Genomic DNA, 12891 nt, shown 5'->3' with positions numbered 1-12891 from the left:
AGGCCGCCCCCGCATCAGGACGGTCTTGGTGCTGTAGCGACTAGTCGCGGCCGTTCTGCGCCACCCGGCCGATATCCTGCTTGTACTGGTACAGCGGCAGGCGGATCTGGATGGGACGGATGTCGAGCCGGACGTGGTAGACCGAGTACGTCTCGGACGCGGCCGACAGGTAGCCGACGCTGTCGCGGTCGCGGCTGAAGCGGAACTCGAAGCCGAGATCGGGCTGCACGCTGCGCGGGCTGCCGAGCGTGAGGCCGATCGCTTCGGGCTGGTCGCTGTCGATCAGCTTGCCCATCAGGTCGACCACCGTCGTGTTGCCAAGGATGTCGGCATTGAACAGCGGCTCGCGATAGTACGGCCTGGCCGGATCGAGCTTGCCGTCGACTTTGTCGGCCGACGGCGTGAACGCGCCGGTGGCGATGTTGAAGCGGTCGCCGCTGTCGAGGTAGCTCACCTTGGCATTCGACAGGTTGAAGGCGCCAGGCTCGGTGCTGGCCGAGCCCAGGTCGATCAGCAGCGCGCCCTTGTAGCCGATCACTTCAACCTCGCGCGTCGGGCCGACCACCATCGCGGTGTTCTCGTCGATGCCCAGGCCAAGCTTGTAGCCCTTCTTGAGCATGGCCGGCAGCATGCGCGCGAAACGCCCGCGCACCAGCAGGTGCTGGTCGATGAAGACGTCGTTGCCGATGAAGCCGAGTCCGGGCGAGATCTCCTGGCCTTCCGCCACGCCCTGCTTGAGGGTCGAGAGCACCGTCTTCGGCTCGTCGAACATGGTGCTGCTCATGATGGCGGCGCCGGCGCTGGAGCCGGCGATCACGCCGCCCTTGCGGTACATGTCCCACAGCGCTTCGAGCACCAGCGAATTGCTGCCGTCGGGCCGGATCAGCGCGCGCGTGATGCGGCCCTGGTCGCCGCCGGCGAAGTAGGCGCCGCCGGCGCTGCGTACCTGCGCGGCGAGCTTCGGATCGTCGGCCGCGGCGAGGTAATCGGTGCCGGCCAGCTTGACCGCGACCGGGATAAAGAAGGCGTCGGCGCCGTAATGGTCGAGCTGTCCCATATTGAATTTGGCGGCCTTTTCCGGACTGGCCGACGCCGACGCGAACACGGCGATACGGGCGCCTTCGCCGCCGGCCAACTTGACGATGCGCTCCCAGACGGCTGCGTTGTCGGCACGCAGGGCGCCGCCGATGATCACCAGCGAACCTTTGGGACTGGCCGGCGCCGGGGCCGCCTGAGCGCTTGCGACAGCGGTCAGCGACATTACCAGCGCGACGCGGCAAAGGAGGGATAACATGATGCTTCCTTCAAAAAAAAGGGCGAGCAGTTCACTCACCCGTCGGCCTCGCAGCTGTCAGCGCTGCGCCGGTGCACAAGGTGCACTCGGGCGCAGGCGCGGCGGCCACGCTTGTCCGTGTTAATCGGGTCATAGCCTATTGTGAAATATACACTTTGCCGAAGAAGCAGGTCGCAAGGTTGCGCACACCTAGGTTACTCGCCGCCGTGACCGTCTGTTTGCCACTGCGCAAACCATTCAATACCGGCCGCGCTATCTATATACGCCACCTCCCGCGGCGCACACGTGCGGCCTTGTCGATCAGCCAAGGGATATGCCACACTGTGCGCTGATCCTTAACACCAGGCACCAGGCCACCATCATGCAAGTACACCGACAGCAGATTTCCACCACCGAAGGCGGCGGCAGCTACCAGCTGGCCAGCTTCCACTTCGGCACCCCCGGCCATGGCAAAAAGGTCTACATCCAGGCGGCGCTGCACGCTGACGAAGTGCCCGGCATGCTGGTGTCGCAATTCTTGCGCACCGAACTGACGGCGCTCGAAGCGCAAGGCAAGGTGCTCGGCGAAGTCATCCTGGTGCCGGCGGCCAATCCGCTCGGCCTGGCGCAGGCAATCCACGGCGCGCCGTTCGGCCGCTTCGACCTGTCCACCGGCACCAACTTCAACCGCGCCTACAAGCACGTCGCCGGCGACCTGAAGGTGTCGCTCGAAGGCAAGCTGGGGCCAGATGCCGCCGCCAACGTCGCGCTGCTGCGCGAGCACGCGCGCGCGTCGGTGGCGAACTGGCGGCCGGCCACCGATGCCGACGCGCTCAAGAAGATTTTGCTGGGAATGGCGATCGACGCCGACATCGTGCTCGACCTGCATTGCGATAACGAAGCCGTGGTGCACATCTATACCGGCACGCCGCTGGCCGATGCGGTGGCGCCGCTGTCGGCGCTGATGGGCGCGCGCGCGGTGCTGCTGGCGCTCGAAGCGGGCGAGGAGCCGTTCGATGAAGCGTGCAGCCGGCTGTGGTGGGACCTCGCGGCCCATTTCGGCCCGGCGTTCCCGATTCCGCCGGCCTGCCTGTCGACGACGGTCGAACTGCGCGGCGAGATGGATGTCAGCTATGAACTGGCGCAACAAGATGCGCAAGCGCTGCTGCAGTTTCTCGGCCACAGCGGCGTCATCGACGTCGCGCTCGAAGCGCTGCCGGCGCCGCGGTGCGCGCCGACGCCGCTCGAAGGGGTCGAGCCGATCGTCGCGCCGCATGCAGGCGTGCTGGTGTTCCTCAAGCAGCTGGGCGACGTCGTCGAAGCAGGCGAGGCCATCGCCGACCTGATCGACCCGGTCAGCGGCGCAGTGAGCACGCTGCGCCCGACGGTGCCTGGCGTGTTCTTTGCCCGCACCGCCCATCGCCACCTGCTGCGCGGCATGGCGGTCGGCAAAATCGCCGGCGCCAAGGCATTCCGCGCCGGCAAGCTGCTCAGCTCATGAGCGCTGGCTAGACCCGCGCTACGACAGGTAGATGTTCGGGAAGTAGCGTTCCATCAGCGTTTCCGGCCGCTGCGGCGGGGCGAAGCCGAACTTTTCGTACAGGCCGTGGCAGTCGCCGGTGGCCAGCGTGAACCGGCGCAAGCCTTGCAGGCTGGGGTGGTTCATCACCGCCTCGAGCAGTTCTTCGGCAAACCCGCGGCTGCGGTATTCGGGAATGACGAACATGTCGACCAGGTTGCCGAAGGTGGCGAAATCGGTCACCACCCTGGCGAAGGCGACCTGCCGCCCATCGACATAGCCGCCGAAGCACAGCGAATTTTCGATGGCCCGGTCGACGATGGCGCGCGAGATGCCCACCGCCCACGACGACTGCTCGCTGAGGAACCGGTATATCAGCGGAACGTCGAGCTCCGACCGGTCTGTACTGATCTCAAAACTGGACATTAAAGTCATCCTGCAAAAAAATCAATTCTACCGTCGTTTGCGCCGCCCGGATTGGCTCAATAGCGCTTGGTGCAAAAGAAAGTCTGACCCGTTGACGGCGCAGAAGTTTCGCTCAGCGGCTCTTCAGGCAGCGCTGCGGCAGCGGGCTCTTGTCGCCCTCGGCGCGCCACAGCAGGCTGGCGACCCACCAGCGCCGGCCGTCGTGGACCAGCTGGATGCTGTTGATGCCGCGCTGGAACGGCCTGGCGTCATTCGGCGCGTGGCGCCATTCGCACGCGCTGCAGGCGGGAAGTCGGGTCCGCGGGTCCGCCAATGGCGGGCACGACGAGCGGGGGCCACCCATCCATATTCGGCCATTTCCCCCCGAAAGTCACGTCCACCCTCCTTCCTTGTTTATAATCAGGTAAATCACATAGGCCTTACATCATGACCGCACAATTCTCCAACAAGGGCGAAGCCTGGTCGGCGCGCTTTTCCGAACCCGTCTCGGACCTCGTCAAACGCTACACTGCCTCGGTATTTTTCGACAAGCGCCTCGCCATGTTCGACATCGAAGGCTCGCTCGCGCACGCCGAAATGCTGGCCGCGCAGGGCATCATCAGCGCTGCCGACCGCGCCGAAATCGAGCGCGGCATGGCCCAGATCAAAAGCGAGATCGACGCCGGCAGCTTCGAATGGCTGCTCGACCTGGAAGACGTCCACCTGAATATCGAAAAGCGCCTCACTGAACTGGTTGGCGACGCCGGCAAGCGGCTGCACACCGGCCGGTCGCGCAACGACCAGGTGGCCACCGACATCCGCCTGTACGTTCGTGCGGCCATCGACGACATTGTGCTGCTGCTGCAGTCGCTGCGCGGCGCGCTGACCGACCTGGCCGAGCAGCACGCCGACACCATCATGCCGGGCTTTACCCACATGCAGGTGGCGCAGCCAATCACGTTCGGCCACCACATGCTGGCCTACGTCGAGATGTTCGGCCGCGATGTCGAGCGCATGCAGGATGCGAGAAAGCGCGTCAACCGCCTGCCGCTCGGCGCCGCCGCGCTGGCCGGCACCACGTTCCCGATCGACCGCGAACGCGTCGCCCGCACGCTCGGCTTTGACGACGTCTGCCACAACTCGCTCGACGCCGTCTCGGACCGCGATTTCGCGATCGAGTTTTGCGCCGCCGGCGCCCTGGTGATGATGCACGTCTCGCGCATGTCGGAAGAACTGGTGATCTGGATGAGTCCCCGGGTCGGCTTCATCGACATCGCCGACCGCTTCTGCACCGGCTCGTCGATCATGCCGCAAAAGAAAAACCCCGACGTGCCGGAATTGGCGCGCGGTAAAACCGGCCGCGTCTACGGCGACCTGATGGGCCTGCTGACCCTGATGAAGGGCCAGCCGCTGGCCTACAACAAGGACAACCAGGAAGACAAGGAACCGCTGTTCGACACCGTCGACACCGTTGTCGACACCTTGCGCATTTTCGCCGACATGGCCGGCGGGATCACCGTCAAGCCGGAAGCGATGCGTGCGGCCGCGCTGCAGGGCTATGCCACCGCGACCGACCTGGCCGACTACCTGGTCAAGAAGGGCCTGCCGTTTCGCGACGCCCACGAAGCGGTGGCGCGCGCGGTGCGCGCCTGCGACGACGCCAGGTGCGACCTGTCGGAGATGTCGCTCGAACGGCTGCGCGAGTTTTCGCCGCTGATCGGCGACGACGTCTTCGCCGTGCTCACGCTCGAAGGCTCGGTGGCCGCGCGCGACCATGTCGGCGGCACCGCGCCGCGCCAGGTACGCGCCGCCATCGCGCGCGTGCGCGGCCAGTTGGCCGACTGACCTACCCAGGAGCGGTCCATGTTCATGTCCATTTCGCGCGCGATCGATAAACTCAACGAAGTCATTGCCGGCGCGGTCAGCTGGGCGCTGCTGATCGCGGTGATCATCTGCACCGGCAACGCGCTGGTGCGCTACACCTTCAAGATGAGCTCCAACAGCTGGCTCGAGATCCAGTGGTACCTGTTCGCGGCGGTGTTCATGCTGGCCAGCGCGCACACCCTCAAGCGCGACGAGCATGTGCGCATCGACGTCGTCACCAGCCTCTTCTCGAAACGCACCCAGGTCTGGATCGATCTGTTCGGCTACCTGCTGTTCCTGCTGCCGGTGTGCCTGATCGTCATCTACTACGGCATCCCGTTCGCGCGCTATTCGATCAGCACCGCCGAAATGTCGAGCAGCGCCGGGGGACTGATCGTCTGGCCGGTCAAGCTGCTGGTGCCGTTCGGCTTCCTGCTGCTGCTGCTGCAGGCGTTCTCCGAGATCATCAAGCGCATCGAGTTTTTGGCCGGCCGCATCGACGGCCACGAGTTCGCCAAGCACGTCACCACGCCGGAACAAGAAATCGAAGCGATCAAGTCAGCCAACCAGCTGTAACGCACGATCGCACAATAACAAAGCACCCGGGGACACATGGAACAATTCATCATCGCCAACCTTGCGCCCATCATGTTCGGCGCGCTGGTCGTCTTCCTGCTATCGGGCTTTCCGGTCGCGTTTTCGCTGGCCGCCAACGGCCTGTTTTTCGGCTTCGTCGGCATCGAACTGGGCCTGCTCAAGCCGGAGCTGCTGCAGGCGCTGCCGAACCGGATCTTCGGCATCATGGCCAACGACACGCTGCTGGCGATCCCGTTCTTCACCTTCATGGGGCTGATCCTCGAACGATCGGGGATGGCCGAAGACCTGCTCGACACCATCGGCCAGTTGTTCGGCCCGATCCGCGGCGGCGTCGCCTATGCGGTCATTTTCGTCGGCGCCCTGCTCGCCGCCACCACCGGCGTGGTGGCCGCATCGGTCATCTCGATGGGCCTCATTTCGCTGCCTGTGATGCTGCGCTACGGATACGACAAGCGGCTCGCTTCCGGCGTCATCGCCGCTTCCGGCACGCTCGCGCAGATCATCCCGCCGTCGCTGGTGCTGATCGTCATGGCCGACCAGCTGGGCCGCTCGGTCGGCGACATGTACCGCGCCGCCTTCGTGCCTGGCCTTTTGCTGACCGGGATGTACGCCGGCTACGTGCTGGCGCTGTCGATCCTGCGGCCGACCTACTTGCCGGCGCTGCCGCTCGAAGCGCGCAACCTGCGCCAAGCAAATGGCGACAGCGGCGTGCGTTCGCTGCTGGCGCTGGTGGCGGCGACGGTGGCGATCGGCTACGGCTTCGACAAATGGTACGGCGCCGCGCATCCGACCATGCCGGGCGACGAACTGGGCATCTTTGCCGCCGCCGTGGCGATCGGCGTGGCGTTCGTGTTCGCGCTGGCGAACCGCTACCTGAAGCTGAACCTGCTGTCGCGCATGGCCGAGAAAGTGGTGTTCGTGCTGATTCCGCCGCTGGCGCTGATCTTCCTGGTGCTGGGCACCATCTTCATCGGCATGGCCACGCCGACCGAAGGCGGCGGCATGGGCGCGGCCGGCGCCATGCTGCTGGCCATTGCCAACCGCCGCCTGAACTGGAGCCTGGTGCGCCAGGCGATGCATTCGACGACGCGGCTGTCGGCCTTCGTCATCTTCATCCTGATCGGTTCGACCGTGTTCTCGCTGGTGTTCCGCGGCGTGAACGGCGACCTGTGGGTCGAACACCTGCTGACCAGCCTGCCAGGCGGGACCACCGGCTTCCTGGTGGTCGTCAACATCATGTTCTTCCTGCTGGCGTTCTTCCTCGACTTCTTCGAGCTGGCATTCATCCTGGTGCCGCTGGTGGGCCCGGTGGCCGAGAAGCTCGGCATCGACCTGATCTGGTTCGGCGTGCTGCTCGGCGTGAACATGCAGACCTCGTTCATGCACCCGCCGTTCGGCTTCGCGCTGTTCTACCTGCGCTCGGTGGCGCCGAAGGAAGTGAAGACATCCGACATCTACTGGGGCGCGATCCCGTTCGTGGTCATCCAGATCATCATGGTGACGTTGATCATTGCGTTCCCGCGGCTGGTGTCGATCGAGAAGAAGATCGACATGAAGGAGCAGCTCGAGCTGAAGATCGACGTGCCGGTGCAGGAGGAGGCGCCGCCGCCATCGTACGACCCGGGCCGCTGAAGAAAGCGCGCCTGAAATGCAAACTGGCTGCCCGAGGGCAGCCAGTTTTGTTTCAGCGGCTAACTTTGCTGCTTAATTGTTCAACAGTACCTGGGCGATGATGCCGGTGGCGATCGCCGCCAGCACGTAGTGTTGTTCGCCTGCACCCAGTGGTAGCCACGCGGAGGCGCGCTCAAGTGACGGCCGCGCCAGTCGTTGACCACGTAGCGGCTACCGCGGTATTCCTGTGCCAGGTAGGCGCCATGCATTTCGTAACGATATCCGTTGTCGCGCGCGCCGTAGTAGGCCTGGTTGGAATAACAGTTGTTGCCGCCGCGATAGCGGTTGTCGCGATCATTACGGTCATGGCGGTCATGGCGGTCAGTATCCTGGGGTCAGTGCCGACAAACGGACACGGGCCCATCCGCTGCCGGGAATTCCGGCGCGTAGCGACGAGTTCGTGTCCGAATGTCGGCACTGACCCCTCTGGAGAGTGCTGGTGACGAATAACTATTGCCAGGCCGCTGGGGGTATGGCGCCAAGTCCCTGGAATACCGGCCGGCAGAAAAAGTAGCCCTGCATCAGGTCGATGCCGGCGTCGCGGAGGAAATCGCGCTCGGCGGCCGTTTCGATCCCTTCGGCCACCATCCGGATGCCCAGGTCGCGGCACATCGCGGTGATCGCGCGCACGATGACCTGGCGCGGCGCGCTGCTGTCGATGCCGCGCACCAGGTCCATGTCGACCTTGATGATGTCGGGCTGGTAGTCGGCCAGCAGGTGCAGCCCGGCATAGCCGGCGCCGAAGTCGTCGATTGCAGTCTGGAAACCGACACGCTGGTACTCGCGGAAGATGGTCATCAGGTGCGCACGGTCGCGCACCCGCTCGCCTTCGGTCACTTCGAAGATGATCTGCTCGACAGGAAAATTGTGCGCGCGCGCCGCTTCCAGTGTGCTGCGGATACACACCTCCGGCCGGAACACGGCATTGGCGAGAAAGTTGATCGACAGCCGCTCGCGCATGCCGAGCCGGGCAGCGCCGATCACCGCCTTCACCCGGCACGCCTGGTCGAAGCGGTAGACATTCGCCGGCGTCACCTGCGACAGCACGCTGGCCGCAGACTCGCCGTTCGGCCCGCGCACCAGCGCCTCATGGGCATAGATGGCGTGGCTGGCACAATCGACGATCGGTTGGTACGCATAGTCGAACTCGACCCCGACGGCTTCGCCATCGCGGCAGCCTGAACAAGCGGTTTCCGCAGCCTGCTGTACTAACTCCGGCATGATATGAATCATTCAACGCCTCGCCTTTTAACCAACAATACTAACAGAGCCGCTACCGGAAAGCGCAGAAGATTGCATCCGCACGTATACTTACAAATTGCCGGTTGGCATCTTGAACGCATTGATCTACCATAGCTTCAGCATGTTTTCCTCACCAACTGGGCACCCCATGGAAGAGATCGAATCGACAACCGAGTCGTTGCGCGAGCGCGATACCGCCGTGCCGGCCGGTGGACTTGCCGCCATTGTTGGCGGCGCCCTGGTCAGCGCTTGCGGCGGCGGCGGCAGCGCCTCGCCAGCGCCGACGCCTTCCCCTTTGCCCACACCAGCACCGAATCCGGTGCCGCCGCCAGCCGAGACGATCACGCCCGTGCAGGCGTCACGTTTCCTGGCGCAAGCCTCGATGGGCGCAACGCGCGAGCAGATTGTCCGCGTGCAGGCCGTCGGTTACGCAGGCTGGCTCGACGAGCAGTTCGCGCTGGCGCCGTCCGCCTCGCGCTGGGACTGGCTGGTATCGAAGGGACTCGACGCGCTCACCAACAAGAACGGTGAAGCCGGCGCTGATCCCGTCATCTGGCGCCACATGCTGACGTCGCCCGACACCTTGCGCCAGCGCGTCACCTTGGCGCTGTCGGAAATCCTGGTCGCGTCGGTGTCCGGCTTTAACGGCGGCTGGAAATCCTTCTCGGCGGCCGCCTACCTCGACCTGCTCGAAGGCCAGGCGTTCGGCAACTACCGCACCTTGCTGCAGCAGGTCTCGACCAGCGCGCCGATGGGCGAATACCTGACCTTCCGCGGCAACCTCAAAGCCAACGCCGGCACCGGCGCCCTGCCGGACGAAAACTACGCGCGCGAAGTGATGCAGCTGTTTACCATCGGCCTGGTGCAGCTGAACCTGGACGGCACGCCGAAACTGGCGGCCGGCGCGCAGCAGGAAACCTACGGCCTAGACGACATCGGCGGCCTGGCGCGCGTGTTCACCGGCTGGAACTATGACCTGGCGGGCGGCGACACCAACACGCCGGCCTTCAAGAAGCGGCCGATGGCGATGACCGCGTCGCGCCACGAGACCGGCAGCAAGACCTTTCTCGGCACCACGATTGCGGCCGGCACCAGCGGCGACGACAGCATGCGCATCGCGCTCGACACCATCTTCGCGCATCCGAACGTGGCGCCGTTCATCGGCCGCCAGCTGATATTGCGGCTGGTGTGCAGCAATCCGAGCCCTGCCTACGTCACACGCGTGGCGACCGTGTTCAACAACGACGGCGCCGGCGCCAAGGGCAACCTGAAGGCGGTGCTCAAGGCGATCCTGCTCGACGATGAAGCGCGCAGCGCCGCGCGCATGGCCGACCCGGCCTTCGGCAAGCAGCGCGAACCGATCCTGCGGCTGGCGGCCTGGGCGCGCGCGTTCAAGGTCACGTCGGCCGGCGACGCCTGGACGATCGGCAATACATCCGATCCGGCCGCCCGCCTTGGCCAAAGCCCGCTGCGCTCGTCAAGCGTCTTCAACTTTTTCCGGCCCGGCTACGTCCCGCCCAACAGCGCGATCGGCAGCGCCAGCCTGGTCGCGCCGGAGTTCCAGATCACCAACGAGTCGAGCGTGGTCGGCTACATCAACTTCATGCAGAACGCCGTCAGCCGCGGCATCGGCGACGTCAAGGCCGACTACAGCACCCTGACACCGCTGGCCGACAATCCGCAGGCCCTGCTCGACGAGCTGAACCTGGTGCTGGCGGCCGGCCAGCTGTCGGCCGCCACCGTCGCGCTGATGCGCGGCGCGCTGGCCACCATGGCGTCCGGCACCGATGCGGCGCGCCTGAACCGGGTGCACGCGGCGCTGGTGCTGGTGCTGGCCGCGCCCGAATTCATCATCCAGAAGTAAGGACACCGCCATGCATAACAATCAATCGCGCCGTTCCTTCCTCAAGCGCGCGTCGGCACTGTCGGTGGCGGGCGTTGCCGCGCCGTGGGCACTGAACCTGGCGGCGATGGCGGAAGCGTCCGCCGCCACGGCGAGCGACTACAAGGCGCTGGTGTGCGTGTTCCTGTACGGCGGCAACGACTACGCCAACACGCTGGTGCCGTACGACGGCGCCAGCTACGCCGCCTACCAGCAGATGCGTCCGAGCTTTGCCTACGCCAACGCGGCCCTGTCGCCAACCGTGCTCAAGCCGTCGGCCACGCCGCTCGACTCGTCCGGCATGGCGCACGCCTACGCGCTGGCGCCGGAACTGGCGCCGCTGCTGCCGCTGTTCGATGCCGGCCGGATGGGCGTGATCCTCAACGTCGGCACCCTGGTGCAGCCAACCACCAAGCTGCAATACACCAACAAGTCGGTCAAGCTGCCACCGAAACTGTTTTCGCACAACGACCAGCAATCGGTATGGCAATCGTCGTCGCCGGAAGGCGCCACGTCCGGCTGGGGCGGGCGCATCGGCGACCTGTTCGAAAGCGGCAACGGCAACGCCACCTTCACCTGCGTCAACGTGTCCGGCAACGCCGTGTTCATGTCCGGCAAATCGGCGGTGCAGTACCAGGTGTCGACCGCCGGCTCGGTGCCGCTGGCCGGGTTGAAGGCGCCGCTGTTCGGTTCAAGCGCATGCTCGGAGGCGCTGCGCACGCTGGTCAGCCAGCCGCGCGCGCACTTGCTGGAAAATGAATACAGCCGCGTCACCAAGCGCTCGATCGACGCCGACACCGTGCTGACCGGCGCGCTCGCATCGAGCCCTGCACTCGCCACCGCCTTCCCAGCCGGCAACAACCTGGCCGACCAGCTGAAGATGGTCGCGCGCATGATCTCGGCCGGCCCGGCGTTGGGCGCCAAGCGGCAAGTGTTTTTCGTTTCGATGGGCGGCTTCGATACGCACGACGCCATGCTGACGGCGCATCCGGGCTTGCTCGGCGGCGTGGCCGGCGCACTGGCGGCATTCCAGCAGGCGACAGTCGAACTGGGCCTGGCCGACAAGATCACGACCTTTACCGCGTCCGACTTTGGCCGCACCATGAGCGGCAACAACGACGGCTCCGACCACGGCTGGGGCAGCATGCATTTCGTGATGGGCGGCGCGGTCAAGGGCCAGCGCTTCTACGGCACCGCGCCGGTCGTCGCCAACGGCGGGCCGGATGATGTCGGCCAGGGCCGGCTGCTGCCGACCACGTCGGTCGACCAGCTGGCGGCCACGCTCGGCAAGTGGATGGGCGTGTCCGACAGCGACCTGCTGGGCATGTTGCCAAGCCTGGTCAACTACAACGTCAGCGCGCGCAATCTCGGCTTCGTCTGACCGCGCGTGACAAACCGAGCATATTGGCGCTCCGCCGTGCCTCTGGTGCGCCGCCGCGGCAAATGGGGGCTCGAAGACCAATGACCGGCAACAGGTGTGCCGGCCAGACGTCCGCGCCGCTGTTAGCGCAGGCCGCCGGCGCTGACGAAGTACTTGCGCGCATGCTCTAGCAGCTCGCCATTGCTCGGATGATCGACCGTCTCGACAGCCTTGATCTTCTCGGCAAGTGCCGGCATGGTCGCGGTCAGGTGGCTGACAAAGACCGTCTTTTCCTGTGCGGGACCGACTACCAAGATCTGCTGCGCATCCGTCAAGGCAGCGGCGATGTCGTCGAAGAAACGCGTGTTGTCATCTTCGTTGGCATGGGTGTCGCCGTGGCGCTGGTGCGGATGCGGATGGGTCGAATGGGTCTTCATCGATTCCGAATCGGCTGCATCGGCGTTGAAATGAATGACTTGCGCTTTGGTATGATCGATCCAGACGACGGCGTTATTGAGTGACATGATGGCTTTCGTGGTGATGCTGGTGGGAGGAAATGCCGCCCGCGTGTTCGGCGAAGCGGCAACCCAACCATACTAAGCGCATGCCGGCTACCGATCCGTTCGGTACCACACACCAGCCCGGCCCGATGGATGACAATTTCTTTGATTGGAGTGACCCGATGCCCTTTCAGACCATGTTGATTTCGGCCCTGCTCGGCCTGACCACGCTCGCCCAGGCGCAGTCGCCGAACAAGCCGACGCCCGAACAGATGCAGACGACGCTCGACGCCAGCATGGTGTCGATGCTGCCGATGCTGGCGCGCATGTCGGAAGTGCAGATGGAGACGCAGGTCAAGTTTGCGGCGCGGCCGGAAACGGCCGAGCGCATCGCCGCGTTCAAGAAAAACCTGTTCGACGCGCTGCGCAGCAAGGGCTTCACGGCCGAGCAGGCGATGCAGATCACCAATTCGACGCCGATGCCGGCCGCCACTGCGTTCGGCAAGTAAAGCCCTGGCCGCTGGCGGCGCCGTCGAAGTGCTGGTGTCAGGTCTGACATTCGGACATTCACCGACCGAA

13 protein-coding genes are annotated in these 12891 nt (G+C 65.1%); 7 read left to right on the top strand and 6 right to left on the bottom strand.

Translation table 11 applies throughout. The features are described 5' to 3' along the window. Positions 1-40: 40 nt before the first annotated feature. Positions 41-1294, bottom strand: a complete 1254-nt coding sequence (locus ACP7DD_RS08655) for a cyanophycinase (protein ID WP_426174332.1) — start codon at positions 1292-1294, stop codon at positions 41-43. Between the two features lie 361 nt (positions 1295-1655). On the opposite strand from ACP7DD_RS08655, the gene ACP7DD_RS08650 reads away from it, so the two are divergent. After that, on the top strand, positions 1656-2774 hold the full coding sequence (locus tag ACP7DD_RS08650; protein ID WP_426174331.1) for a succinylglutamate desuccinylase/aspartoacylase family protein: 1119 nt from the start codon (positions 1656-1658) through the stop codon (positions 2772-2774). 18 nt (positions 2775-2792) lie between these two features. On the opposite strand, the gene ACP7DD_RS08645 is transcribed toward ACP7DD_RS08650, so the two are convergent. Together ACP7DD_RS08645 and ACP7DD_RS08640 are read right to left on the bottom strand one after the other, a co-directional pair. Then, positions 2793-3218 carry a GNAT family N-acetyltransferase gene (locus ACP7DD_RS08645; protein ID WP_426174330.1) on the bottom strand — a complete coding sequence of 142 codons (426 nt, stop codon included), beginning with the start codon at positions 3216-3218 and terminating at the stop codon, positions 2793-2795. A 112-nt stretch (positions 3219-3330) separates the two neighbouring features. Beyond that, positions 3331-3561: a hypothetical protein gene (locus ACP7DD_RS08640; RefSeq protein WP_426174329.1), complete on the bottom strand. Its 231-nt coding sequence runs from the start codon at positions 3559-3561 to the stop codon at positions 3331-3333. A gap of 83 nt (positions 3562-3644) precedes the next feature. On the opposite strand from ACP7DD_RS08640, the gene argH reads away from it, so the two are divergent. Genes argH through ACP7DD_RS08625 form a run of 3 tightly spaced genes read left to right on the top strand, consistent with a single transcriptional unit; the run spans position 3645 to position 7289 of the window. Continuing rightward, the gene (argH, locus tag ACP7DD_RS08635; RefSeq protein WP_426174328.1) at positions 3645-5042 is read left to right on the top strand and encodes an argininosuccinate lyase; all 1398 of its coding nucleotides are present in this window, start codon (positions 3645-3647) and stop codon (positions 5040-5042) included. A gap of 18 nt (positions 5043-5060) precedes the next feature. After that, positions 5061-5636, top strand: a complete 576-nt coding sequence (locus ACP7DD_RS08630) for a TRAP transporter small permease subunit (protein WP_426174327.1) — start codon at positions 5061-5063, stop codon at positions 5634-5636. Between the two features lie 36 nt (positions 5637-5672). Continuing rightward, positions 5673-7289: a TRAP transporter large permease gene (locus tag ACP7DD_RS08625; protein ID WP_426174326.1), complete on the top strand. Its 1617-nt coding sequence runs from the start codon at positions 5673-5675 to the stop codon at positions 7287-7289. Between the two features lie 80 nt (positions 7290-7369). On the opposite strand, the gene ACP7DD_RS08620 is transcribed toward ACP7DD_RS08625, so the two are convergent. Continuing rightward, on the bottom strand, positions 7370-7537 hold the full coding sequence (locus tag ACP7DD_RS08620; protein WP_426174325.1) for an RcnB family protein: 168 nt from the start codon (positions 7535-7537) through the stop codon (positions 7370-7372). Positions 7538-7778: 241 nt separating this feature from the next. Further along, entirely contained in the window at positions 7779-8549 is a 771-nt protein-coding gene (locus ACP7DD_RS08615; RefSeq protein WP_426174323.1) for an EAL domain-containing protein, read from the bottom strand. A 169-nt stretch (positions 8550-8718) separates the two neighbouring features. Between ACP7DD_RS08615 and ACP7DD_RS08610 the strand changes: the two genes are divergently transcribed. Then, positions 8719-10434 carry a DUF1800 domain-containing protein gene (locus ACP7DD_RS08610; RefSeq protein WP_426174322.1) on the top strand — a complete coding sequence of 572 codons (1716 nt, stop codon included), beginning with the start codon at positions 8719-8721 and terminating at the stop codon, positions 10432-10434. Between the two features lie 10 nt (positions 10435-10444). Continuing rightward, on the top strand, positions 10445-11833 hold the full coding sequence (locus ACP7DD_RS08605) for a DUF1501 domain-containing protein (RefSeq protein ID WP_426174321.1): 1389 nt from the start codon (positions 10445-10447) through the stop codon (positions 11831-11833). Between the two features lie 122 nt (positions 11834-11955). Here the strand turns inward: ACP7DD_RS08605 and ACP7DD_RS08600 are convergent, their stop codons facing one another. Beyond that, a complete protein-coding gene (locus ACP7DD_RS08600) occupies positions 11956-12336 on the bottom strand; it encodes a translational machinery protein (protein ID WP_426174319.1) in 381 nt (126 codons plus the stop codon). Positions 12337-12494: 158 nt separating this feature from the next. On the opposite strand from ACP7DD_RS08600, the gene ACP7DD_RS08595 reads away from it, so the two are divergent. After that, positions 12495-12821: a hypothetical protein gene (locus ACP7DD_RS08595; RefSeq protein WP_426174318.1), complete on the top strand. Its 327-nt coding sequence runs from the start codon at positions 12495-12497 to the stop codon at positions 12819-12821. The last annotated feature ends 70 nt before the right edge of the window (positions 12822-12891 follow it).

The sequence above is a fragment of the Massilia sp. TWR1-2-2 genome, from assembly GCF_049897565.1.
Classification (GTDB): domain Bacteria; phylum Pseudomonadota; class Gammaproteobacteria; order Burkholderiales; family Burkholderiaceae_D; genus JAFCUW01.
Note: the sequence above shows the minus strand (reverse complement) of the source record. Positions and strands in the feature narration are given on the sequence as shown.